Origin of the sequence: Bradyrhizobium sp. HKCCYLS2038 (assembly GCF_051167655.1) — a bacterium.
GTDB lineage: Bacteria > Pseudomonadota > Alphaproteobacteria > Rhizobiales > Xanthobacteraceae > Bradyrhizobium.
Map to the genome: position 1 here is coordinate 1 of NZ_JBNPTM010000015.1, position 24,570 is coordinate 24,570.

The window sequence follows — 24,570 nt, forward strand, 5'->3', positions numbered from 1 at the left end:
CGCCAGCTGACCAGCCCGGCTCTCGCCGGCGAACGCGGTCACCCACCGCGAGCTACACCACGACACGGGACACGATCTTTGGCGTGAACAGTTCGCGCTTCCTTCGGATCAATTTATCCTTTGTGGGATTGCCTTCGGGTACGAAGACTCCCGGCATACCGCCAATCGGCAACGAACCACTCGCGCCCCGATCAGCCAGTCGGTGAAATGGTTCGACGACTAATTTAGACGGTCAAGGAGAACTGCCGAATCTAAGCCTCGTTGTGTGCTCGTAGACAAACCCACCGCCGCCTGAAAGACGTTCGGATGTCTGTTGCCTGCAAGGCTCTGGGCTAGACAGCCAATGTGCCGCCATCAACAATGATGGTCTGCCCGTTGACGTAGGATCCGGCCCGCGACGCCAAGAACACCGCAGCGCCCGCGATTTCATCGGGCTCTCCGATACGCCCCATCGGATTGCGTTCTTCAGTCCGCTTGAGATTCTCCTGATCTTCCCAAAGAGCCCGTGCAAAATCCGTTTTGATCAAGCCCGGTGCAATGCAGTTGCTCCGGATGTTGTACTTGCCCAATTCGACGGCCAAATTTCGCGCCAACTGAACGTCGGCCGCCTTTGAGATGCTATAGGCTCCTAGAACGTCACTTCCCTTGAACCCTCCGATCGAGGATACAACGATGATCGCTCCATCCCTACGTTCGATCATCTGCGGCGTCACCATCGTAACCAGCCAATGGTTGGCCACAATATTGTTCTCAAGAACCTTACGAAATGCCGCGTCAGGCAGCCCGGACATTGGTCCATGATAGGGATTGCTGGCCGCATTGCAGACGAGCGCGTCGATCTTTCCGAGCCTCCGCGTCGCCTCTTCAATCAGATGCTGCAGATCGCTCTTCAACGAGATATTTGCCGGTATTGATAAGGCTGTACCAGCACCATGGCGGGCGTTGATCGTATCCGCCACCTGATCACAGGACGTCGCATTTCGGGACGAGATGACGACCTTCGAACCGTGCTGGGCGAGCCGCTCGGCAATCGCGCGTCCAATCCCTCGCGATGATCCTGTGATCACTGCGACCTTTCCGGACATATCAAACAGATTTTCCAAGCAAGGCTCCTAAGAGATCTTCACACGCTGCAATACTCACAACGATGTCCTTACCGAACAGCTCGGCTCCTGGGCCATGGAACGGCAAGTCGTCCAGTCGATAACTGCGCTGACATTTGCTGCATCGCAGAAGGTCATTTTCCGCACTCGACAGCCGAAGACGGTCGTTATCACCGCGCTATGCCATGCCGCTGCCGCCTGAGTTCCATCCGCGCGATCGCGCGGTTATGCACTTCGTCCGGGCCATCGGCAAAGCGCAGGGACCGAATCGATGCGTAGGCGCTTGCCAGGCCAGGGTCCTCGGTCACACCGGCGGCGCCCCAGGCCTGAATCGCATCGTCGATAATTCTGATCGCCATGTTGGGTGCCGCCACCTTGATCATTGCGATTTCGAGTTGCGCCGCCTTGTTGCCGACCTTGTCCATCATATCTGCAGCCTTCAAGGTCAGCAGCCTTGTGCGCTCGATATCGATCCGAGCCTCGGCGATTCGCTGCTCCCACACCGAATGCTCGACAATGCGTTTGCCAAATGCAGTTCGCTCGGTGAGGCGCTCGACCATCTTCTGCAGAGCGAATTCTGCTACGCCGATCGTCCTCATACAGTGATGTATGCGGCCTGGACCGAGCCTTCCTTGGGCGATTTCAAAGCCCCGCCCCTCGCCCAAGATGAGATTCTCCGCGGGTACCTTCACATTCTCCAAGACGATCTGGGCATGCCCATGCGGAGCATGGTCGTAGCCGAATACGGTCAAGATTCGTTCGGTTCGAATGCCTGGGCTATCCAAGGGAACCAACAGCTGCGATTGCTGCTGATGAGGGGGAGCCGAGGGGTCCGTCTTCCCCATGAGAAGCCCCAACTTGCAACGCGGATCAGGGGCCCCCGAAGAGAACCACTTTGTTCCATTGACCACGTAGTGATCGCCGCGTCGTTCGATGCTAGTCTCGATATTTGTGGCATCTGAGGATGCGACAGCCGGTTCAGTCATCAGGAAAGCCGACCGGATCTCACCGTCCATGAGTGGTCGCAACCACTTGCGCTTCTGCTCCTTGGTTCCGTATCGGATGAGCACTTCCATGTTGCCGGTATCTGGCGCCGAGCAGTTGAAGACCTCCGACGACCACTCGATTTTTCCCATCTCTTCAGCAAGCGGTGCATATTCAAGATTGCTCAAGCCCGCTCCACGAAACTCCTCATCTTCGTGCTCATTTGGCGGCATGAACAGGTTCCAGAGCCCCTCGACCCGGGCTTGGACCTTGAGCTCCTCGATGACCGGGATCACCTTCCAACGGTCGCCCTCGGACTGCTGTCTGCGATAGGTTGGCTGGGCGGGTTGAACATGGCGGTTAAGAAAGGTCGCCACCCGATGCCCCCATTCACGCTGACGCTCTGACAGCTCGAAATCCATGCACCGCTCCCGCAATCATCGCGTTGGTCACATCATCCTGACTGGCCCATGGTCAGTCAGGAGCACTTGTCGGCTAAAGTGCCAGCGTGAATCCGCCATTGACTGGATAGGTCTGGCCGGTGATCCAGGGGCTCGCATCCGACGCAAGAAAGAGAACCATGTTCGCAACATCGACGGGATCGCCGCGCCGGCGAATGATGTACTTCTCAAGGATGCGCTTCTCGACTTCCGGATTGGGATTTACACGAGCGTTCGTCTCGGTTGAAATTGCGGCAATTGCTATTGAGTTAGCGGTGACCTGATGGCGCCCGAGACTGCGCGCAACTGCTCGCATGAAGCCTGCCGCTCCGGCCTTGGCTCCGGCATAGATCTCAAGACCAGGATCTCCCCAGCGGCTCGCGTCGGAAATTATGGTAATGATGCGTCCAGGTGCCTGCCTCGCAATCAGGCTTGGAATGACCGCAGACGTGCAGTTGATAACGCCGTAGAGATTCACACCTATGAATTTGTTCCAACTCTCCGGGCCGACTTCCCAAAACGGCTTCTTCAAATCAGCAGTCGGATTTGCTCCCGCATTGCCTGCATTGTTCACCAGAATCCCGATCCGGCCAAATTCCTTCTCGGTCCGCGCCACTGCCTCTTTGACGCTGCTGAGATCGGTGACGTCGGCCTGGACCGCGATTGCCTTGCCCCCCGCAGATCGAATCTCCTCGACAACTGCTTCGGCTCGATCCAGGTGAAAGTCGTTCACAGCAACGCCGCCGGCATTGTGAGCGGCGAAGTGTAGCGCAATGCGCCGGCCGACGTTTTGTCCCGCACCCGTCACGAAGGCAACGCGACCGCTCAAGTCCAGTACATCGTTCACGGGCTTCTCCCTCTCCTTTTTCGTTGGCGAACGTCTTCTTATCGTCGAGACCAGATTGCCACCCGTTCTCCGCGAAACGCGACGTCACCGACTTCTGCGCTAAAGTTGTAGTCTCGCGTAGATTTGCTTGTCAATTAACAAGTTGTCTATGTCCGCTGGCTGGCGGCTTCGAAGTCGGACGCACGGGCAAACGGCAACGGCTTCTCGTTGCTCAATGAAATCAGCCTGTCCTGCCAACGCTTGAGAACATGTTCACGTTCGCCGGGCGTCATAGACGCTGGCCCATGCACGATATGATGATCGAGGACCTCGAATCCACAAAAGTTGAGCGTCCCGACCCGGATCGGATGAAGTATCCAGTTCATGTCGCCATAAAGCGCAGACGGACCGAAGCGATCTTCACCGGCGCCCATCGAGATCGATAGCAGAGCCCGCTTGCCATACAGCGGTGCTGTTTCGAAAAAGCGACCTCCCCCATATGCGAAGCCCGTCGCCAAAACACGATCGAACCAGCCTTTGAGGATCGCCGGCACAGAAAACCAATAGAGAGGAAACTGAAATATGACCAGATCAGCGCGGGTCAATCGCTCTTGTTCACGTGCGATATCCGCCGCAAAAGAGTGATCGCCTCCGGAGGCCGCTGCCCTCTGCTCAGCTTGGTATTTAAAGAAGCGGTTATCCGCACGTTTGCCAAAGTCCCTTGCAGTCGCCCGCGCCTCGAATTCTTCTGCGTAGAGATCGCTGACCTCAACCGTGAACCCCTGCCGCGAAAGAGTTTGCACGGCGATATCGCGTAGCGCTCCATTGAACGAACGCGGCTCCTGATGAGCAAATACAATAAGTACGTTCATGGACCTTCTCCGCCCCTACCTCAACGCCCTCCCCCTTCTGCGGCCCTTTCAACGGCCGCGGAAGACCGGGACCCTTCGTTCGGCCGTAGCCCTCACGCCTTCGTCAAAATCCTCCGTCTGACGGAGCCTATTCTGCTCAGCCAATTCGTGATCGGTGGCCTTCTGGACCCGCTGCGCCAGTCCCTCACGCATTGTCGCGCGCGTAGCGAGCAGGCCCAGCGGAGAGCACTCTGCGATCTCATGGGCAAAATTAATCGCAGACTCCCGAACTTGACCTTGCGGTACGAGCATATCCGCAAGTCCGATCTCGTAGGCTTCCTGGCCATTCAGCCGACGGCTGGTGTAGAACATCATTGCGGCCTTCGTTCTTCCGATCACCTCGGGGAGAGTGACGGTAAGCCCGAACCCAGGATGGAAACCCAACTTCGTAAAATTGGCCGAGAACCGTGCCTCTGCACAGGTCACTCGGAAATCCGCCGACATCGCCAGTCCAAGGCCGCCGCCGATCGCGGCGCCGTGAACCGCGGCGACGATTGGCTTCTTGTTACGGAATATACGAATTGCCTCGATATAAAGATGACCGGCCTGTCGAGACGAGCGGCGCTCCTCGGATTCCACGTCGACCGCGCGAAAGTCGGCTCCCGCGCAGAACGCCTTGCCCTGGGCTGCGAGCACCACGCAGCGCACCTCGATATCTGAATCAATCCGGTCGAGCGCATCCGCAATGCTGCGGATCAGCTTGAGGTCGAAATAGTTCAACGGGGGACGCCGGATCTCGATAATCGCGACGTGCCCGGCTTGAGAAACATCGATATCTCCGCTCAACCTCTATCTCCCGATTTGTTGTCCGCGCTATCGCAAGCCGAGCCCGCGCGCTATGATTCCTCTGAGGATCTCCGTCGTCCCCCCCTGGATCGTGACCTTCGGGGCGATCTTGAGATAGAAGCCGAGCTTTTCTTCGAAAATATGATACGGACGCTCAATCGTCTCGGCGAAGCCGGCCAGATCGCGCGCACGATGCGGAAGCCCCTGTTCCCAGACTGTCCCAACGTCCTTTACAATGGCGGCCTCGACAACGGGCTCATGACCCGCTTCCAGCATCCCGGCCACTGAAACCGACATACGACGCAAAGTATGTAGTTCCGCGACCATTCGACCGAGTCCTGAGATGACAGCCGGATGCGACGTCTCACCAACGAAATCAATCAGCTCGACGAGCGCGCCATAGGTCTCAAGGAACCGCTCGGGACCACTCCGCTCGTAAGCGAGTTCGCTCGTCGCCTGCTTCCATGCGCCGTCGACCTCACCGATGACATGGTCCGTAGGGATGTAGACGTCCTCGAAAACAACCTCATTGAACTCTCGCTGCCCACTCATCTGGCCGATCGGATTGCATCTGACTCCAGGCGCCCTCATGTCGACCAAGAACGACGTCAGCCCGTGGCGGCGATTTTCCTTCGACGAGGGCGAGGTCCGGAATAGGCCGATCATATAGTCGGCGTTCTGGGCGTTACTCGTCCAGATTTTGCTGCCATTGATCGTCCAGCCTCCATCGCAGCGCGTCGCTTTTGTGCTCGCTGCGAACAGGTCAGAACCGGAATTCGGCTCGCTCATTCCGATACAGAAACAAAGCTCGCCACGGACAATGGCGGGAAGAATTCGATCCTTGATGGCCTCGTTGGCATAGCGAATCAGCGTTGGGCCGCTCTGCCTATCTGCAACGAAGAAGTGACGGGTCGGAGCATTCGCCACCCGCATTTCTTCGGTAACAACATAGCGATCGAGAAAGCTCCGCTCCTGACCGCCGTACTTCTTCGGCCACGTCATTCCGATCCAGCCCCGCTCGCCTACTCGCTTGCTGAATTCGCGAGCGGTGGACGAGCCGCTTTCCGGATCACGCGGGTCAAACGTTCCTGCGCGGGTTTCAGCCGACAGAAACTCGCGAACTTCACGACGCAACTCCTGGCAGCGCGCCGGCAGACGAATTGGATCAAAGCGCAAGCCGCTCATGTTTTCGTCTCCCAACTCATCGCGACGCGAGCAAGGGCCAGAGCCCTCGCGCGCCAATACGTGAAACTAGCGACCCGAGCTTCCCGCTCCAGAAGACCTCGCTACCGAAGTCATCCCTCCAACCCATTGCCCGCAGGGTATACATGTGAAGCACGTGCTCATCGGTGAAGCCAATTGCACCGTGGACTTGATGGGCAATTGCAGCGCCAACCTCTGCGGCTTCACCGCAGCGGATTTTCGCCGCCGCGACTTCCAGCAAACAGGAGTCACTGGCCGTTAGATCGCGCACGATGGTATCGGCAGCGGAGCCGGCAGCAGCAACCGCTGCCGCCACTTCGCCCCCAAATCTCGCGAGACTGTGCTGCACGGCTTGAAACTTTCCAATCGGCCGTTCGAAAGCGACTCGCTCGGTCGCGTATCTGACCGAAAGATCCAGCATCTTTTCAAGCGCGCCAGCAATCTGCTGCGTTCGTACCACAGCGCCGATCGTCAGCAGCTCCGCCTCGCCTATACCCTGAGGAGCCACCTCGAGCGCAAGTGGGAGAACGCCGCCGCAATCTACCAGGTCACTGGGCTCTCCGGCGAGATTCTCGCTGTGTTCGATGCGACAATCACTTCTCCGTACGAGGGCGACTTGGCTTGCTTCATCGGATTGGACGAGCAAGACCAAGTGGTCGACATCCCTTGCAAACGGAACCCGTGTGAGTCGGCCCGATAGCCGACCATCGCTGCCCACCCTCAGCTTATCGGTCGGCCGGACCGGACCAATACTGATAGACCCACTTGGCGGAGCGATAGCGGCCCGAGAAAGCAGCCACGACCCCAGCATGGTTTCCGCGAGAGGCAGAGCCAGCGCAGCTCGGCCCGCAGCACGGAGCACCTCAAAGCCTTCCTCGAAGGGCACCTCGGCGCCACCATAGATCTCCGGCACCCAGATGAAGGTGAGACCGGTTTCCTGCAACGCAGCCCATGCAGCATCGCGCCAGCCGCGACTGCGGCTTCGTAAGATCGCACTAGGATCTGCCAAATCGGCAAACACACGCTCAGCAGTCGCAACAATAAAACTTTCGGATTCGGACATTGCATATCCCGCTTATCGTGGCGCCCGGACGATCATTGATCGATGCTGGACACCCGGTCGTGATGATTGCCTTTTGGCTATCCCCGCTGGCTTGCGTCGGAGTCCATGGTCGGCTCACGTAGGTCAACATCACACCCGCTTGGAGTGCCCCTCTGATACTGCCGTTCCTTTGAGATATCCTCCGAGCCGTTGATGTACGATCCGCTCGGCTTCATCCATGATCCGGTCTATCAATTCCCGCACGGTCGGGATGTCATGAATCAGCCCCGCAACCATGCCGCAGCTCCAGACACCACGGTCGACAAGTCCGTCCAGCATCACCTTGGGATAGACACCGCCGACGTGCTCATGAAGCTCGTCGATCGTGACGGCTCCTCCCTTCGTCCTCTCGATCTCAAGAACCTTCTCCGCGGCTTCGTTCTTCAACACGCGCACCGTATTCCTCAAGGGGCGCATGACGAGCCGCGTATCAAGCTCTGTCGCGGCAAGCAGAGCTTGTTTGACATTGTCGTGAACCGGCGCTTCCTTCGTCGCGATAAATCGCGTCCCCATGTTGATTCCGTCCGCCCCTAAAGCCAGAGCCGCTATAAGACTTCGAGCGTCCGCCATTCCACCAGAGGCAATGAACGGAATCGTCAGTTCATCAGCCGCCCGAGGTAGCAAGATCATGTTTGGGATGTCGTCTTCTCCAGGGTGACCGCCGCACTCGAAGCCGTCAACGCTCACCGCATCACAGCCGAGCTTTTCGGCTTTAAGAGAATGCCTCACGGAAGTGCATTTGTGGATGACAGTAACGTTGGCCGCTTTAAAGACGGGAATATAGCGCTCGGGATTGCTGCCTGCCGTCTCGACGATCCTGACGCCGCCATCGACGATCGCGGCGATGTACTCCATATACGGAGGGGGATTGAATGAGGGCAAGAAGGACATGTTGACGCCAAACGGCTTGTCGGTCATCTCCCTGCACCTTGCGATTTCCCTCGCGAGCAGTTCCGGGGTCCTTTGGGTGAGGCCCGTGATGATCCCGAGACCACCAGCATTCGACACAGCCGAAGCAAGCTCAGCGAAACCCACGTAGTGCATCCCACCCTGAACGATCGGGTGCATGATGCCGAAAAGCTCGGTAATCCTCGTCCTCATCGTTTCCTTCCCCGGCGCAATTCGCCTCACCCGCCGCCCCCATAAAATCGCACAGTATTACTTGCTGGTCATTAAGCAAGTTCATATTTGCCTGTGCGTCGCACAACGGATCTTTACGGCTGGGCCAGGACTAGGAATGGCTTATGAGCCCTTGAATGGATTGGATGAAAACATGTCAAAGCGGACAACCTTGAGGATTTCTAGCATCAGACCGGTAACACCACCTACCGATAGCGGTATCGCCGGATGGTACCACCGCGCCGACTTGGCTGACGCCTTTTCGGTCAACCTCGCTCCCACGGATGCCGCCAAAGGGATCGAACATCTTGCGCGATGCGTGATGGACGAGCCGTATCCTTGGGTGCGCATGCTCCTGGCCATTCGAGACTTTCTCGTGGCGGGCTTGGGCATCAAGACGTCCGCTCGACTTCGTCATAGAGCCGCGGTGGCGCCAGCGGATTACATCGGCTTCTTTCGCATCCGGTCGCGGTCAGAAAGGGAAATGATCTTGGGTGAAGACGATTGGCACCTGGATTTTCGTGCGTCGGTGATGCTCCGAGCCGCACCTAACGGCTCCCCCGAATTGGTAGCCACGACCGCCGTTCACTGCCGGCATTCGATCGGTCGAGCCTACCTGTGGGCCATTGCGCCATTCCATCGGCTGATCGTGCGCGCAAATCTAGCCCGAGCCGCAAGCAATGCATGGAAGATTAACGATGGGGCCGTCGCAAAGGCGTAAACGCCTGCAGCACAATTACTCCATCGGCGCCGACGTTCGCTCGCCCCGATCACAACCGATATCTCTGCGTCGGTTCGCGCACCAAGAGGCCCTTCCCCGGCGGAACTCAAGGCCGATTTCGGCACGCCCCGAACGTTAGTGACGACACGCCTGCTGCGCTAAAGCGTCAACGCTCGCCGGACAGAGCCAGCGAATGCTTTTCGAACGACCTCCAAATTTACATCGCGAGGATCGATCAGCCACATCGCAATTAGAGCCCGAAGAGCTCCGAGTATGATAACAGCCTCGCGATCGGGATTGACGTCCGGACGGACCTCCCCCCGATCAATCCCCGTCCGTATCATGGCTGCAAGCCGCTGCAATGACCGATCATTCACTTGGGACACCGCCCCCCTCAACGCCTGCTCGGTCAGCGATTCGGCTATGAGTGATTGGAGGGTGACGGTGTTTTTTCGGCTCCGCGGCGTTGCCGTCAAATAGCTTTCCACAGCACCCAAGAGGGTGGGCAAGCCAGGCTCAAAGCGCCCTCCCTGATCCAATCGATTCGCGAACCCTTCCGCAATATAGCCCGCCACTGCCTCGAGCAGACCGTTCTTATTGCCGTAGTAGTGCGCCGGCAGACCTCGACTATACCCCGCAGCAATGCCGACATCAGCCAACGTCATCCCCTCGACACCACGCTCGGCGATGATCTCAGCAGCGGCAGCCAGAAGTCTCCGCTCCGCCTCATCGCGACGTTCCGCGTGCGTACCAGGCTCCGGAGGCGTTGCAGGCTTGGCCTTGCGCACGGTGATCCGCCCGGCCATCAGCGCCCCCTTCTTGTAGAGAGATTGCTCCGAACGAACTCCGCCATTTCATCCTTCATCTTGAGAAGATTCAGCTTGTCGGGATTCAAGATCCACTGCGAACGAAGGCCGCGCGTTAGCGCCAGAAGCAAGATCGCCTCGGACTTGGGATCCGCATCCTTCCGGATCTCCCCTTCCAAGATTCCTGCCCGTATCTCGCTCTCAAGACGTTTCAACGCCCTCTTATTGTACTTCTTGAAGACCTCGGCCAGGCCCCACGTGTCGAAGAAAGCCTCCTTTTGCATCAGGTATATTGCACGGGAGAGCTCGAGCCGCCGGGGTGTACACGACATCTCGACAAACCGCATCAGGGTCTCGAGACCCGGCTTGGACGACCCCTCATCCAAAAGCTGCGCATACACCTCATTCACGTACTCGGCAGTGGCCTGAAGCATACGGTCTTTGGTCTTGAAGTAGTGCGCCGCAATTCCCTTACTGTAGCCAGCGGCCTCCCCAACCTCCGCCAACGTCGTCCCCTTGACGCCCCGGACAGAAATAAGCGATAGCGCAGCATCCAAAAGGGCGGCCTCAGCCGCCTCCCGCCGATGAGCTTGGGTCCTACGTGGACGTCGCTGTACCTCGTGTGTCGACGCCATACCTTCCTCGAAATGCTTGCTGACCTTACAATAAGTGCGAAGCCCCTCGCCACGCAAGCCCGAGTTCGACCAACCCACCGGCACCGTACAATTCGAGGACAGCTGAACCGGCTCAGCGGTCGTCGGATTGCTGGTCTCGAATCAGTAAAAAGCCGACAGCTATGCTCAGCCAAAGCAGCCCTAACACGAACGACACTTTCATGGATCGCTCCTCCCGGCCCGCGAAGACCGCCCCCTTGAGCCTCCCAACCGACGGCTTGCCACAGACTATATTACTTGCTAAACATTCAGCAAGTATGACAAAGACGACCGCGGTTGCGGCGGGTCGGAGCCAGCGAGAGGCTTGACCACCATGGGGGATGCGAACTGATGGGGCGCAGGATGCGAACGCACAAGCCATCGATCCACGGGCCGATGCCGGCACACACGGTCTTCAACTGCACCTAGTAGCATCCTTGCAGCACGGCCGTCCCCTGGGGCGGAGCCGACCACGCCTTTTTTAGCCTCGGAACTGCCCGGCCCGTTCTGCACCAGCGCAGCTCCACTTCCGAAATGTCGATGAAAGGGAACGCACGTGAGCTGGAACGTCGGACAGGTGAGAATCACCAAGATCGTCGAAGTCAAGGGCACTGGCGGAATTAGCGTCGTACTTCCTCAAGCCACTGACGAGGAGGTCCGTAAGGTCGGGTGGATGGTGCCAGACTTTGCGCAGTCCGACGGCATGCTGAAGACCACCATCCATTCGCTCGTTCTCGAAGTGGGCGACCGCCGAATTGTCGTCGACACGGGACTGGGAAACGACAAGCAGGGGCGGATCGTCGATGCATGGAACGGTCTGCAGACCTCGTTTCTCGATGACCTGACAAGGGCTGGCTTTCCTCCCGACAGCATCGACACAGTCGTCTGTACGCACCTTCATGTCGATCACGTAGGCTGGAACACTCGCCTCGTGAACGGCAAGTGGATCCCGACGTTCCCTAACGCTCGGTATGTTTTCGGCAAGCACGAGTTCGACTTTTGGAAACACGCTCGTCGAACCCCGATGGACGCTGCCGTCTTTGGAGACTCCGTAGGGCCGATCGCCGAAGCCGGCTTGGCCGACCTCGTGCCCGGCGACTACAGGTTGACCGACGAGATCACCATGATCCCAAGCCCGGGGCACAGCCCGGGTCATATGAGCATTCATATCAGATCCGCTGGAGAGGAATGTCTCCTTCTCGGCGACGTGGCGCACCACCCCATACAGATGCACTACGTCGGATGGTCGTCTCGGGTTGATACGGATGGGGAGCAATCGGCTCGAACGCGTTGGGAGCTCTTTTCCCGCTTCGCAGACCGTCCGGTACTCATCATCGGCGGCCATTTTGACGGTGGCTATATCAAGCGCAGCGGCGACGCGTTCCGCTACGAGCTTGCCTAACGCCGTTCACGGCCACTGCGGCTCTAGATTTGTGACCCGGGCAGGAAGGAGCGAGGGATGAAGGCAGCCGTTCTTTACGAGGTGGGCAAGCCACTCTCGATCGAGGATGTCCGGGTCAAACGACCCGGATCCCGCGAGGTGCTGATCCGAACCAAAGCTGCCGGCCTATGTCATTCCGACCTGCATATGATGGAAGGCGCATTTCCGTGGCCTCTTCCTACTATTCCCGGGCACGAAGCGTCCGGCGTGGTCGAGGAGGTGGGAGCCGAGGTCACCTACGTCAAACCAGGCGATCACGTGATCACCTGTTTGACGGCGTTTTGCGGCTGCTGTGCAATGTGCACGACAGGACGCCCTGTCCTCTGCTCCTCGAGTGACGTGAGGCTCCCGCCAGGAGCCGCCGATCGGTTCGACTGGAGCCACAAAGAAAAGCTCAACCAGTTCATCAACGTATCTGCATTCGCGGAACAGATGCTCGTCCACGAGAATGCAGTCGTGAAGATCCGAAAGGATATGCCTCTGGCGCTCGCAGCGCTCATTGGATGTGCGATTGTCACGGGCTATGGCGCGGTCGTCAACACTGCAAACGTCCGACCTGGAGAAGTGATTGCAGTGATCGGCTGCGGCGGCGTCGGGATGGCAGCGATCAACGCCGCCAAGATTGCCGGCGCCAGCCGTATCATCGCGATTGATACCAACCCCGTCAAACTTCGTATCGCCGCGAAACTCGGTGCCACCGATCTCATCAATGCCAATGAGGTCGACCCTGTTGCGCAGGTCAAGGACCTTACCGATGGGGCGGGCGTTCCACACTCTTTTGAAATGATTGGGTCTCGAAAAACTGCCGAACAGTCGTTCGCGATGCTGGCTCCCGGCGGGGCATCAACCATCGTTGGCATCATGCCGCTCGGAACGACTTTTGAGCTACATGGGATCGATTTCATACGCGAACGTCGTATCCAAGGTTCCTATATGGGATCAAGTCACATTCGTGTCGACATGCCGCGCTTGGTCGATTTCTATCTTTCCGGCCAGCTGCAGCTCGATGAGTGGGTGACGTCGCGGATACGATTGCAGGACGTCAATGACGGCTTCGCGAGCATGAAGTCAGGCACCGTCCTACGAAATCTGATCGAGTTCAACTAGGTTCGCCTGGATCAAATCGCATTTGCCTGCCTCCTACGTTTTAGCAGCGGATCACACTATGACCAACTCACCTGACCAGCTCTACCGCGGCATTGTTTGTGGTCGGGAGCGCCGCACGCACGAGGAGATTTCATTCCGTGTCGCGCGACTTGCCGGCGGCTTGAGTCGTCTCGGTGTAAAGCAGGGAGACAGCGTATGCATATTAATGCGAAATGACATTTCCTTTCTCGAAGTCTCCTATGCGACGATGCGGCTCGGTGCGTATGCCGTTCCATTGAACTGGCACTTCAAGCCCGACGAGCTCCGCTACATACTTCTGGATTCGAAAGCCACGGTACTGATCGCGCACGTTGACCTTCTTCATGAAGTACGTGACTGCATCCCGCAAACAATCACTGTCATCTGCCTGAACACACCGTCAGCAGTTCTGGACACCTATTCCATACAACCCGATCGCCTTCTTAAACCCGAATCCACGATTGACTACGAGACGTGGCTAACGAAACAGGCTCCGTACGACGGGCCGATTCGGCCCCAGCCGCAAAGCATGATCTATACGTCTGGAACGACAGGACATCCGAAAGGAGTCCGTCGCGAGGCGCCAACGCCGGAACAGCAAGCACACTCCGACCGCCTACGGACGATCATCTCTGGGCTTACAGAGGGATCGAGAGTGCTCATGCCGGGCCCGCTCTATCATTCCGCCCCGAACGGCTTCGCGCTCCGAGCGGGCAGACTGGGAGGCGTTCTCACCATAATGCCTCGCTTCGATGCCGAGGAATTTCTGGCTTCGGTAGAGCGCGATCGCATCGAAATGACATTCATGGTTCCTACGATGTTCGTTAGGCTCCTGAAGCTCCCCGAGGGCATCCGCCGCCGATACGATATCTCCTCTCTGAAGCGTGTGGTCCACGCTGCAGCCCCCTGTCCGGCCGAAGTAAAGCGCGCAATGATCGAGTGGTGGGGCCCGATCATCTACGAGTTTTACGGGTCAACCGAATCAGGCCCGGTCACGCTGGCAAGTTCCGAGGACGCCCTCAAGAAGCCGGGGACCGTGGGCAAGGTGATGCCTTGGGCCGAACTCCGCTTCATCGACGACAACGGCAACATCCTGTCGCCTGGCCATGTCGGGGAGATCTATACACGCATAGCGGGCACCGCAGATTTCGCCTATCACAATCAACCCGGCAAGCGTAAGGAGGTCGATCGAGACGGCTTCGTAACGTCTGGCGACGTGGGTTACCTCGATGAGGATGGCTACGTATTCATCTGCGATCGTAAGCGAGACATGGTCATCTCCGGCGGAGTGAATATTTATCCGGCCGAAATCGAAGCAGTCTTGCACACGATGAAGGGAGTACAAGATTGCGCTGTATTCGGAATTCCTGATCCGGAATTTGGGGAAGCGCTCATGGCGGTCGTTGAGCCCGTGGTGGGAGACAAGATCGATCCGACCGCGATCAGAGCTCATTTGAAAGCCTCTCTCGCCGACTACAAAGTTCCAAAGCACATCGAGATCCGACCGGAACTGCCGCGTGAAGACTCCGGCAAGATCTTCAAGCGGCGTCTGCGCGATCCGTACTGGGTAGACGCGGGCCGCAGAATCTAGTGTCCTACAGCTAGAGGAGCTCCCGCGCCAATAACCGCTGGCTTGTGCGGGCGGTCCTTTGTGCCGCAACGATGGTACCTGCCAATCGGAGTCCAACATTTCCCGTGATGGCGGCATAGAATTGCGCCGGCTCACCATTTTATTCGTTTGGACGGATGCTTGGCGCCGCGCCACAACTCCCTATCGATAAGCGTGTCGAACCTTTGCTTTGGGAGAAGCGAAATCGCGATCCCGCGGGATGTCGCTGAGCATGGCTGACCGCCTCGAGCTGCACAAATTACTTGAGTTCCATTACCGAAGAAATTGCGTTGGTGAGTTCCGCGGATCAGCCGTTCTCGCTGCCCGATCACCCGACGTAAATCTATATATCGGCACTCGAAGCGGCACGCGGGAATGTTGCTGCAGCGGCGAGATCGTTCGTTCTCACAGGAGTTCGGCTGGCCTATCGGCTGACACAGTGCGGGCTCAGCAAGAGAGTTGAAGACCTGAAACGCTGACTCGTCGCGAAGCGACGTACAAATTGGCGCAGACTGCTTTTTGACGCATTTCAAATCAGATCATGTGCCCCAAGGACATCAGGCGTCAAATTGACGGCCCGGCTCCAATGCGACCTCCCCAGTCTTGGTAGGCCGTGGAGGCTGCAGCGTGTCTAGCTCGGCCGATTAGCGATCGAGCAGGACGGAGCGGTCCCCGGTGTTCGCCAAGCGGAATCAGTCACTGAAGTGCGGCGTCGATCGTCTCGCCGAGACGTTGCCAAGTTCTTCCGTCGAACTGCATGATCTGAAGCTGATCTAGCGGAAGAAAATCGGTCGGACTCGTGTTTGCATGGATTCCCGGAAGTAGGAGATCAGATCGATAATCCTTTAAGCTCGCGGCTTGCTTCATGACGTTTGCCCGGCTGAGATCCTCGCCACACAGCTTGAGGACATGAACCAACGCTTCCGCCTGAACGAAGGCCAGAACATTGTTGATGTCTCCTTTATCTCCTTGCGGATAGTATTGATCCATGAAAGCCCGCCAGCCGATGACGGCGGGATCATCAATCCAGCTCGGGTCGTTCGGGTCTTTGAGAAAGACGGTCGATATAATTCCCTTGGAATTCTCAAGGCCGGCTGGTCGCAACACCGACGGGATTGACGCGGAAACGTTAGTCAGCAGAAAAACCGGCTTCCAGCCCAATTCGGCCGTCTTCCTGATCGTCTGGGCCGCGGGCTTCGGCGTCGTGAACGACGCCAGGATATCGGCGCCAGAGTCACGCAAGGCAACGACCTGTGAATCAACCGTCGGATCGGTCGACTCGTAGGTCTTCTCTGCGACGATCATGTTGCTCTTGCTTCCAAGGGCCTCCTTGAAGCCCTTCATGATGTCCTTACCAGCATCGTCGTTCTGCCATATGGCCGCGATCTTGCTGTTTGGATATCTTGACAGAATGTATTTGCCGAAAATTCTTCCTTCAGACTGATAGGTGGGAAACCACCCCATAGTCCACGGAAAATTCGAAGGATCGTCCCAACGCGAAGCCCCAGACGCGACGAAGAGCTGCGGCACTTTGTGAGAGTTCAGATACTTCTGTGTTGCAGCGTTAGTCGGTGTCCCTACTGAACCAAAGACAAGCAAGACTTCGTCGCTTTCCAGGAGCTTACGTGTCTGTTCAACACTCTTAGGTGGACTGTAGGCATCGTCATAAGAAATGAAGTTTATCTTCCGGCTGTTGATTCCGCCCTCATCATTGATCTTTTTGAAATAGCTGGCATAGGCCTTACCGATCGTCCCGTAGGCTGACGCTGGGCCACTATATGGAGCGAGCGAGCCGATCTTGATCTCGCTCTCGGTCACGCCGGGTCCAGAATATTTCTGGGCCAGAGCTGGTCCACAGAGCCAAGCGCCTGCCGCTACGACGATAGCCGAAATCCCAATCCGGTTCATTCCTGGCCCCCTCAAAAGCCTTCTTCGTTCCCGACGCGCCATCTGTGCTATTGATTGGCGATATGCGGCAGCCCGTCACCAAGCCAAATCAAGGATTTCGATCACCTGGCTCTCGGTCGTAAGCGGCCTAGGATTGGTTTTGCTCGACCAGTCATGAAGCGTTCTTGTTGCGATTTCAGAGAACTGCTCCCGTTTGATCCCCACGTCCCGCATTCGCGTCGGCAAACCCAGCTTTGACACGAACGTCTCAATGGCATCAGCCAAATCCGGACCTTTGACGCCAATAACTTCCCCGGTCGCATCTTGCCGAGCAGAATTGGCGCTCAGGTTCCAACGCAGCACCGAGGGCAAACAGACGCCTGTCGTTTCGCCGTGGGGTACACCATATCCACCGATTACATGTCCGAGCGCGTGACTAGCGCCGACAGGAACCCCGCCTGTTCCGCCGGAGATTGACAGCCACATTCCGAACTGGCCCGACATCCGACACCCTAAGTTATCGGCGGGCCCACCCATTTGCGGCAGCGACGTGTAAAGGAGCCGCAAGGCTTCCTTGGAAACGGCCTCGGCAAGCGGCGGGACATGGAGGCCACAGAGCCGTTCGACGGCGTGATCGATCGCCTTCATCCCTGTCGCATAAAGAATTGGTAGAGGAGTCGGCAGCGTTGCGGCCGGATCAAGTACCACCACTTGCGGAACAATCAGAGGGTGAGCGAAAGCATCCTTCGCCTGGCGATTGGGGTTAAATACGCCTGCGAACCAAGTAAACTCTGCTGCAGAAAACATGGTGGGAACAGCAATCATTCGAACCCGACTGGCGCCGTCGGCCGGCCAACGGCTAGGATCGGCATCCAAACCCCCAATATACGCGTCCAGCTCGCTGGGATCCTTGAGTCCGTGCCAGAGGCAGATCAGCATGACCTTGGTCGCATCGATGACCGATCCGCCGCCGATGGCAACCATGATGTCAGCGTTCGCTTCGCGAGCGGCGGCCGCACCATCGATGACGCACCGACGCGGAGAATGAGCGGTGATTCCGGAGTATAGCCCGGCAAAGCGCTCTCCGAGAGCCTGCGCGACCTGCCTCGGCAAACCATCTTCCCGACTGAGAGACGGGCTTGTCGTGATGAACACACGCGACTTTCCTAGTTTTCGAGTTTCCTCAACAATCGCCTCGGCCGCCGGCTGGCCGTGCACGACACGTTCCTGCAAATAGTTTCGCTGGGTGCCGGGCATGAGATTTTGGAGACTGCTTTCGGTCATTGCTTGTCCTTGGGTCGGAAGCCCCACATCACGGGAGCAAATTCGCTGTTGGCGTGAGCTAAGTGCGGCTCAGAGACGCTCTATGATGGTCGCGTTTGCCATACCGCCGGCCTCGCACATGCTCTGGAGACCAAAGCGCCCCTTGGTCTGCTCAAGCGCATTGAGCATGGTCGTCATGAGCCGCGCCCCCGACCCCCCGAGCGGATGTCCGAGCGCAATAGCGCCTCCTCGCGGGTTTACGCGGGAAGGATCTGCTTTCAATTCACGATTCCATGCAAGAGGAACGCTGGCGAACGCTTCATTGATCTCGAAGTGGTCTATTTTCTCCACGCTCATCGACGCTTTGGTCAAGACCCTGCGTGTCGCAGGTATTGGCGCCGTCAACATCAACACCGGATCGTCCGCAATCACATCAAATGCGACGAAGCGCGCGCGCGGTCTAAGACCCATGAGAATTGCTACGCTCTCCTCCATGATCAATAACGCCGACGCACCGTCCGTAATCTGGGAGGAATTACCAGCTGTTACGCCCCAAGACAGATCTGGATATTGCTGGGCGAGCTCTTCGTTACGAAAGGCCGACTTCAGTCCGGAAAGCGCTTCCAAAGTCGTGGCAGGGCGAATCGTCTCGTCGAGATCGAAACTCTTGTCGTTCAAGCTAACGGGAATGATTTCGCCTGCGAATGCCTCTCGCCTCTGAGCATCGGCGGCAAGTTGATGAGACCGCACAGCGTAGCTATCAAGCTCCTCCCGCGAAATATTCCACGCTGCAGCCACCATTTCCGCCGCGATTCCCTGTGATACCAACCCCGGCGAAAATCGTTCACGCACCCTCGGGCCTAAGTCATCCTTGCCCATTCTATTGGAGCCCATCTGAACCCTACTCATGGACTCCACGCCGCCGGCTATCACGACGTCGTAAGCCCCGGCGATCACGCCTTGGGCCGCGAAGTGAATGGCTTGCTGGCTTGAACCGCACTTGCGGTCAATGTTCGCCGCCGGTACATGCACCGGAAATCCAGCCGATAACACAGCCATCCGGCCAATATTGGCTTGTTCACCCGACTGAGTCACGCAGCCGACAATAACGTCCTCGACCGATCCGGGATCAATCCGATTTCGGTCGACTATTCCCCTTAGGAGGTGAGCAAGCAGATCCACGGGGTGCACTCCAGACAACGCACCACCTAGCTTCCCTCGCCCCATTGGACTGCGGACGGCGTCTACAATCACGGCATTTCGGGTCAATCGACACTCCACTAATTCTCGGTTTGACAGCCTATCGCCGACGGCGCTGGGTCGCTGCAGATCGAGTGCGATCACATCTCGCCTCTGGTCTCGCCTACCTTGCGAGCGAATTTTCACGCGGGATCGGTCGGTCCACGATCCGCAGCCTTAGAGATGGTCGGCGAGATAGGGGCAAAGCCTCTCCGAGCCATCGATCTCGATTGCCGACAGCACCCAAATGACAGGAACAACTGCACAGGTACTCGATCATAATACTTGTTTATTGTAAAGCAAGTTTTTAGCTAAAATTCGTTTCCCCCGCCAAAAATTTTTGATTGCCAATACGGTGGCTACTTGCTTATTGACTTACAAGCGTTGGCGGATGGCTGTAAGAAGTCGGCCCACGCTTTGTATTCCTTCCAAAGGAGCCCCGGTGATGCTCAAAAGCCCATCGGCTTTCCAGTACCGCTTCCATCGTTAGCGCTTGAGAGGTTCGATCATGCCTGCCTACTTCGTCGCCCAGAGCACCGTTAAGGACGCAGCCCAGTTCCAAAAGTACGTGCAGGCGGTTGTGCCGCTTTTCGATCGCTTTGGCGGAACCCTCGCCGCAAGAGGGGCCAAAGTCGAGGTTTTGGAGGGTGAGCCAGATCAACGACCCGTCGTCATGTTTCAATTTCCTGATATGCAAGCGATCCAAGCTCTGTGGAATTCGCCGGAGTATGTGCCCGTCAAAAAGCTCCGCGAAGGAATTGCGACCATGAATGTCTGGGCATTTCCGGGCGTATAGCCTGCAATTTTGGCTCGCCACTCTAGCCCGAAGATGAAGCGACCGAGGCAATTTGCTCATCGATTGCCTCGGCTCTGCGCCAATCCTGAGGCGCTTCTGAATCGCTTCGCGAGATCGAGTTCTTGAACCCGATCTCAAACTGCATTGTGGGTGTGGCACATTCTGGCCGTCTATCAAAATCAGACGTTAGCTATCCGTTCGGATTTCTTTCCCGTGCTAGATGCGCGGCCGCTTCAGCTGACGTGTTTTCTTTTACGTCCTAGAAATGCACGGTCAGTTGCCATAAAGCGGGCCACCATCGCGACAACGAGCGCTTCCAGGTTTCCCGAAACTTGACCGGACTCGCGGGCAACGATCTCTGCGTAGACTTTCAAGTCGCGGTACACAGCCGCGGGAAATTCAATTGTCAGCTTTATTGGCTTTTCGTCGGGCAAAGCCGTAATTTTTAGCTTCATTGCTATTGATCCGATCCACGATACGGCTCAAGCACGAGGTCGCGAGTGACGATCACCCGCACCGGAAACCCAGGCCTCACCGTCAATGTCGGCTGAATGTTCATCTGCTGGCGCACGAGCTGCTGGCCGGTCTGGCTCATCGCGTTACCAAAGCCCTGCCGCAACGCCTGGATGATACCTGCATTGTTCGTGTTTGCATTCGCTCCAGCATTGACTTCACTGCCCAGCGACAGCAGGCTCGAGAGCAATGCGGAGCCGATGAGTTGCTTCCAGTGATTGTCGACCTCGTCAGAGAGCCCGGAATAGCCGCCTGCATCGGCGCCCTGCTGCCGCTCGAGAACGATCGAGCGGCCATTGGGCATGATCAGTCTCGTCCAGACCAGGAGCACACGCGTTTGGCCGGTCGTCACCTGGCTATCGTACGTACCGATGAGGCGAGCTCCCTGCGGAACTAGCAAAGTGCGTCCCGAAGGAGTGTCGAAGACGTTCTCGGTCACCTGAGCCGTGATCTGTCCAGGTAGGTCTGAGCGAATCCCCGTGATCAAAGCGCCGGGTAAGACGGTGCCGGCTTGGACAACGAATGGAGACGCTGGCCGCGTGACCCGGTCCGGACTGGTGGTACGGCGATCAACCGGAGCGTTGACGAAGGCGAGCTTGCGCTCCTGACCATTCTGGGTGAGGAACTCATCCGGATTTGGCGTCATCCCAGGCCGGTCGCCGCCCTGAACTGTACTGGCCGGCGGCTGGCTGTCGCGCGCATTGGTCGTGGCAAACAGCCGGCTGACACGCGCAGCTTCCGTCTCCTGCTCTCGGCGCTGCTGATCCGGATCCGGTGTGACGGGCGTTGCCTGACCTTGCGACGCCAGGATCGGCCGGCCGAGATCGCCTGGCAGCGGTGGGCCGAGAACAGGGGTGTCCTTGCCCAAGCTCGCATAATCGCGCGGCAGCGCAGACACGCCATCGGCCACGTCGTGGTGATCGGTGCTGTAGAGCTCGTCCGCCCTGGATTGGCGCGGCTTGTTGGCCTGCAGCGCCCAGATGAAGGTGCCGCCGATCACGAGGAGCGCCAGCGCGCTCCCGCCCGCCAGGACCTTACGGGACAGCCGCGTGATCTGTGGCGGATCACCCTTGAGTCGCAGCTCCTTGGTGCGCTGATCGGCAGCGGACGTTTCCTGCTTAACCGAAGCCGTGTCATCCGCGCCCGTCATGGGGTCGCTCCATCGGTTCGGATGATCCGGACCTTCTGCTGCTGTTCACCGCCCAAGCGCAATTCTGCAGCGGCAAACAGGCGATCGACGATGATCAAATTGCGGAAGGTCCGGTAGTTGACGATCTCCGGCGCACCATCCGGGCCGATGACGAACAGCGGCGGCAATTCACCCTGAACGATGCCGCGAGCGAACTCGATGTAGACCTTTCGCCCGTCGTCATAGGCATTGACCGGCTTCCACGGCGGATCGTCACCCTCGATCCGATATCGCAGGCGCCGCTGCGACGGCTCAGGCAGCTCCGGCCTCAGCACCGCTTGCCGGGCCCGCGTTTCGGCATTCTGCGGATAGTACCAGGCGACGGCCGGCATATACGGCTTCTCGCGAGATCGCAGCTCGATCAGATAGGTCCGCCGGTCAGTATTGACGACGAGATTGGTCTCGATTGCAGCCCGCGTCGGCTTGACGAGGATGTGGACGCGTCGCGTCTCACCCACTCCGCTCTCGGTATCACCGACCACCCAGCGGACGGTGTCGCCGGCCGAGACCGGACCGGAGCCCGTAAGCTGCTCGCCCCCCTCGAGCATGATGTCGGTGATCTGCCCAGGCGCCGCGTAGACCTGGTACAGCGCGCCCGGACTGTAGGCATAGATCTGCGCCGCATTGAAGTACCCCCGCTTCCGCGGCTCGACCCTTGCAGCGCTGTTGGCTGTCTCGACGCGATCGAGCGGGTCCGAGTCCTCCTTGGCGCCCGTTCGGCCACCCAGAGACACCTTCCATGGCGGCGGCAGATGAAGCGGTTTGGGCCTGTCATCCATGGCCGGAGCCGGTGCCGGCAACGGCGGTACGTCGCTGTCATAGCTGATTTTGGGCGGCGCAGTCGTCACGCAGCCGGCAAGCGGAACAATAGTCGCAAGCACGATCGTCCATCGCGCGCGCGACAACCCAGCGATCTGCCTATTCACTGCGACAACTCCTTCGACCAGTTGATGGCTTGGACGTAGACACCGAGCGGGTTCTTGCGCAGCCGATCGGCGTTGTCGGGCATCGCGAGCACGATCGTCAGGATCGCAGTCCAGCGCTCCGTTGCGCTTAGCGCGCCGTTCTCGTACCGGCGTTCCACCCAGGCGACCCGGAAACTATCTGGCGAGGCCCGGATGACGCTGGATACCTCGATGGAAACCTGGGATTTGCCGAGCTTCGTGAACGGATCATTTGAGCGGGCGTAGTCGTTGAGCGCAGCGGCGCCGCGATCGGTCGTGAAATCATACGCACGCAGCCAGTTCTGGCGCAGGACGATCCCGTCCGCTGGCAGCCCTCTAACATCTTCGATGAAGCGGGCGAGATGAAACGCGACCTGCGGGTCAGTCGGCTTGTAATCGGCGATCGCTGGCGCGACTCGTTGGACCTCGCCGAGATGACCGACCTCGACCACCCAGGGCGTCACCGTTCCGCGCGTAGACTGCCAGATCAACGCGGACGCAAGACCTGCGGCGAGGCCCAGGCAGCCCAACGCCATCAGCCGCCAGTTCTTGGCCTGCACGCGGGCCGAGCCAATGCGCTCTTCCCAGACTTGCGCTGCCTTCTGATAGGGCGTGACCGGCTCGGGTGTGCGGCCATAGTGGACGGATGGACGCTTGAACATGTCAGGATTTCCCCTCGGAGAGATCGACGGAGCTGCCGTGGCCGCCCTGCTCGGCATTGCGCACCGCTTGCGTGGTTGTGGACGCCCCCTGGTGAACGGCACGCGCCGCCTTGATGCGTTGTGCCCAGCGGGGAGAGGCAGCGGCTGAGCCATTCCCCTCGACCGGCGGAGAGGGATCTGCTTGGCCGTTCTGTGCAGAGCCCCTCTCGCGCAATGGACTTGCGGTCCCACTCGCCTCGTCAGCTCCAGCTGCGCCACGGCGTAAGACACTGGACGCGCCGTCACGAAGCGATGCCGCGGCTCGCGTTGAGCCGGAGATGGCGCCGCCGGCGAAGCCTGCGGCTCCCGCGGCAAGCCCAACGCCTGCCACAGCGAGACCACCGGCCGCCAAGGACGCACCGACCGCGCTGCCGGCGCCGAGCTGCGGGCCGCCGGACACCAAGCCATTCGCAATGCCTGGCCCGAACAGCCCCAAACCAAGCAGCGACAGTGATCCCAGCACCAGCGCCATCGCGCTGTCGATGGTCGGCGGATCGCCTCCGCCCGCTTGCGTCAGCTGCGCAAAGAGCGTGGAGCCGACGCCGGAGATGACCGCGAGCACCAGCACCTTGATGCCGGAGGAGATGACATTCCCAAGCACCCGCTCGGCCGCGAAGGCTGTCTTGCCGAACAGACCGAACGGGATCAGCACGAAGCCTGCGAGCGTCGTCAGCTTGAACTCGATCAGGGTCACGAAGAGCTGGATGGCGAGGATGAAGAAGGCCAGCAACACTACCAGCCAGGCAAACAGGAGAACCGCGATCTGCACGAAGTTCTCGAAGAAGCCGACATAGCCCATCAGGCTCGATATCGCCTGCAGCAGCGGCCGCCCGGCATCGAGGCCGACTTGCGCGATTTTCCCCGGCCGCAGAAAGTCGGTAGTCGACAGCGCAGACCCAGAGGCTTTCAAGCCAAGGGCAGCGAAGCTCTCGAAGACGATACGCGCCAGGCTATTCCAGTTGCCGATGAGATAGGCGAAGACACCGACGAACAGGGTCTTTCGCACGAGGCGCGCAATGATGTCGTCCTCGCTGCCCCAGGCCCAGAACAGCGCTGCCAGGGTCACGTCGATCGCGACCAGCGTCGTCGCGAGATAGCCGACCTCGCCGCCGAGCAGCCCGAAGCCGCTATCGATCGATCGCGTAAAGGCTTCCAGGAACTGATCGATGATACCGGTTCCGGCCATGGCCAATCTCCCTCAAGCGACAG

General features: G+C 58.6%; 23 protein-coding genes. 5 read left to right on the forward strand and 18 right to left on the reverse strand.

The features are described from left to right. Nucleotides 1-332: 332 nt before the first annotated feature. The 8 genes from ACQR1I_RS34755 to ACQR1I_RS34790 form a co-directional block, all read right to left on the reverse strand. Nucleotides 333-1,085, reverse strand: a complete 753-nt coding sequence (locus tag ACQR1I_RS34755) for an SDR family NAD(P)-dependent oxidoreductase (RefSeq protein WP_434871062.1) — start codon at nucleotides 1,083-1,085, stop codon at nucleotides 333-335. A 188-nt stretch (nucleotides 1,086-1,273) separates the two neighbouring features. Beyond that, complete coding sequence (locus ACQR1I_RS34760) at nucleotides 1,274-2,509, reverse strand: acyl-CoA dehydrogenase family protein (protein ID WP_434871030.1); 1,236 nt, start codon at nucleotides 2,507-2,509, stop codon at nucleotides 1,274-1,276. Between the two features lie 73 nt (nucleotides 2,510-2,582). Beyond that, nucleotides 2,583-3,374, reverse strand: coding sequence for an SDR family NAD(P)-dependent oxidoreductase (locus ACQR1I_RS34765; RefSeq protein WP_434871031.1), 792 nt, complete (start codon nucleotides 3,372-3,374; stop codon nucleotides 2,583-2,585). A 146-nt stretch (nucleotides 3,375-3,520) separates the two neighbouring features. Further along, a complete protein-coding gene (locus tag ACQR1I_RS34770; RefSeq protein WP_434871032.1) occupies nucleotides 3,521-4,225 on the reverse strand; it encodes an NAD(P)H-dependent oxidoreductase in 705 nt (234 codons plus the stop codon). A gap of 48 nt (nucleotides 4,226-4,273) precedes the next feature. Then, nucleotides 4,274-5,050, reverse strand: a complete 777-nt coding sequence (locus ACQR1I_RS34775) for an enoyl-CoA hydratase/isomerase family protein (RefSeq protein ID WP_434871033.1) — start codon at nucleotides 5,048-5,050, stop codon at nucleotides 4,274-4,276. Nucleotides 5,051-5,077: 27 nt separating this feature from the next. After that, nucleotides 5,078-6,235 carry an acyl-CoA dehydrogenase family protein gene (locus tag ACQR1I_RS34780; RefSeq protein ID WP_434871034.1) on the reverse strand — a complete coding sequence of 386 codons (1,158 nt, stop codon included), beginning with the start codon at nucleotides 6,233-6,235 and terminating at the stop codon, nucleotides 5,078-5,080. 16 nt (nucleotides 6,236-6,251) lie between these two features. Next, nucleotides 6,252-7,316, reverse strand: a complete 1,065-nt coding sequence (locus ACQR1I_RS34785) for an acyl-CoA dehydrogenase family protein (protein ID WP_434871035.1) — start codon at nucleotides 7,314-7,316, stop codon at nucleotides 6,252-6,254. Between the two features lie 129 nt (nucleotides 7,317-7,445). Beyond that, nucleotides 7,446-8,456 (reverse strand): NAD(P)H-dependent flavin oxidoreductase, encoded by a 1,011-nt coding sequence (locus tag ACQR1I_RS34790; protein ID WP_434871036.1) that lies wholly within the window; start codon nucleotides 8,454-8,456, stop codon nucleotides 7,446-7,448. Between ACQR1I_RS34790 and ACQR1I_RS34795 the strand changes: the two genes are divergently transcribed. Then, nucleotides 8,422-9,195 (forward strand): DUF2867 domain-containing protein, encoded by a 774-nt coding sequence (locus ACQR1I_RS34795; protein WP_434871037.1) that lies wholly within the window; start codon nucleotides 8,422-8,424, stop codon nucleotides 9,193-9,195. The two genes, ACQR1I_RS34790 and ACQR1I_RS34795, sit on opposite strands and share 35 nt — an antisense overlap. A gap of 158 nt (nucleotides 9,196-9,353) precedes the next feature. Here the strand turns inward: ACQR1I_RS34795 and ACQR1I_RS34800 are convergent, their stop codons facing one another. Beyond that, a complete protein-coding gene (locus ACQR1I_RS34800; RefSeq protein WP_434871038.1) occupies nucleotides 9,354-10,001 on the reverse strand; it encodes a TetR/AcrR family transcriptional regulator in 648 nt (215 codons plus the stop codon). After that, nucleotides 10,001-10,636, reverse strand: coding sequence for a TetR/AcrR family transcriptional regulator (locus ACQR1I_RS34805; RefSeq protein ID WP_434871039.1), 636 nt, complete (start codon nucleotides 10,634-10,636; stop codon nucleotides 10,001-10,003). Before ACQR1I_RS34805 ends, ACQR1I_RS34800 begins: the two co-directional genes overlap by 1 nt. A gap of 574 nt (nucleotides 10,637-11,210) precedes the next feature. Here ACQR1I_RS34805 and ACQR1I_RS34810 point away from each other — a divergent pair. From ACQR1I_RS34810 to ACQR1I_RS34820, 3 genes are read left to right on the forward strand one after another with little or no spacing between them, the layout of a single operon-like run. After that, the gene (locus ACQR1I_RS34810; RefSeq protein ID WP_434871040.1) at nucleotides 11,211-12,056 is read left to right on the forward strand and encodes an MBL fold metallo-hydrolase; all 846 of its coding nucleotides are present in this window, start codon (nucleotides 11,211-11,213) and stop codon (nucleotides 12,054-12,056) included. A 57-nt stretch (nucleotides 12,057-12,113) separates the two neighbouring features. Beyond that, nucleotides 12,114-13,202, forward strand: a complete 1,089-nt coding sequence (locus ACQR1I_RS34815) for a Zn-dependent alcohol dehydrogenase (RefSeq protein WP_434871041.1) — start codon at nucleotides 12,114-12,116, stop codon at nucleotides 13,200-13,202. A 58-nt stretch (nucleotides 13,203-13,260) separates the two neighbouring features. Next, a complete protein-coding gene (locus ACQR1I_RS34820) occupies nucleotides 13,261-14,811 on the forward strand; it encodes an acyl-CoA synthetase (RefSeq protein ID WP_434871042.1) in 1,551 nt (516 codons plus the stop codon). 714 nt (nucleotides 14,812-15,525) lie between these two features. Here the strand turns inward: ACQR1I_RS34820 and ACQR1I_RS34825 are convergent. From ACQR1I_RS34825 to ACQR1I_RS34835, 3 genes are all read right to left on the reverse strand, one after another. Then, nucleotides 15,526-16,737: an ABC transporter substrate-binding protein gene (locus ACQR1I_RS34825; RefSeq protein ID WP_434871043.1), complete on the reverse strand. Its 1,212-nt coding sequence runs from the start codon at nucleotides 16,735-16,737 to the stop codon at nucleotides 15,526-15,528. Nucleotides 16,738-16,812: 75 nt separating this feature from the next. Further along, a complete protein-coding gene (locus tag ACQR1I_RS34830; protein ID WP_434871044.1) occupies nucleotides 16,813-18,000 on the reverse strand; it encodes an iron-containing alcohol dehydrogenase in 1,188 nt (395 codons plus the stop codon). Between the two features lie 69 nt (nucleotides 18,001-18,069). Next, a complete protein-coding gene (locus ACQR1I_RS34835; RefSeq protein ID WP_434871045.1) occupies nucleotides 18,070-19,248 on the reverse strand; it encodes a thiolase family protein in 1,179 nt (392 codons plus the stop codon). 478 nt (nucleotides 19,249-19,726) lie between these two features. On the opposite strand from ACQR1I_RS34835, the gene ACQR1I_RS34840 reads away from it, so the two are divergent. Further along, nucleotides 19,727-20,014: a DUF1330 domain-containing protein gene (locus ACQR1I_RS34840; protein WP_434871046.1), complete on the forward strand. Its 288-nt coding sequence runs from the start codon at nucleotides 19,727-19,729 to the stop codon at nucleotides 20,012-20,014. Between the two features lie 233 nt (nucleotides 20,015-20,247). Here the strand turns inward: ACQR1I_RS34840 and ACQR1I_RS34845 are convergent, their stop codons facing one another. From ACQR1I_RS34845 to trbL, 5 genes are read right to left on the reverse strand one after another with little or no spacing between them, the layout of a single operon-like run. Continuing rightward, nucleotides 20,248-20,469 (reverse strand): DUF2274 domain-containing protein, encoded by a 222-nt coding sequence (locus ACQR1I_RS34845; RefSeq protein WP_434871047.1) that lies wholly within the window; start codon nucleotides 20,467-20,469, stop codon nucleotides 20,248-20,250. Between the two features lie 2 nt (nucleotides 20,470-20,471). After that, the gene (locus ACQR1I_RS34850) at nucleotides 20,472-21,677 is read right to left on the reverse strand and encodes a TrbI/VirB10 family protein (RefSeq protein ID WP_434871048.1); all 1,206 of its coding nucleotides are present in this window, start codon (nucleotides 21,675-21,677) and stop codon (nucleotides 20,472-20,474) included. Beyond that, complete coding sequence (gene trbG / locus ACQR1I_RS34855; protein ID WP_434871063.1) at nucleotides 21,674-22,621, reverse strand: P-type conjugative transfer protein TrbG; 948 nt, start codon at nucleotides 22,619-22,621, stop codon at nucleotides 21,674-21,676. Before trbG ends, ACQR1I_RS34850 begins: the two co-directional genes overlap by 4 nt. A 17-nt stretch (nucleotides 22,622-22,638) precedes the next feature. Next, nucleotides 22,639-23,322: a conjugal transfer protein TrbF gene (trbF, locus tag ACQR1I_RS34860; protein WP_434871049.1), complete on the reverse strand. Its 684-nt coding sequence runs from the start codon at nucleotides 23,320-23,322 to the stop codon at nucleotides 22,639-22,641. Nucleotide 23,323: 1 nt separating this feature from the next. Further along, nucleotides 23,324-24,547 (reverse strand): P-type conjugative transfer protein TrbL, encoded by a 1,224-nt coding sequence (trbL, locus tag ACQR1I_RS34865; RefSeq protein WP_434871050.1) that lies wholly within the window; start codon nucleotides 24,545-24,547, stop codon nucleotides 23,324-23,326. Nucleotides 24,548-24,570: the final 23 nt, after the last annotated feature.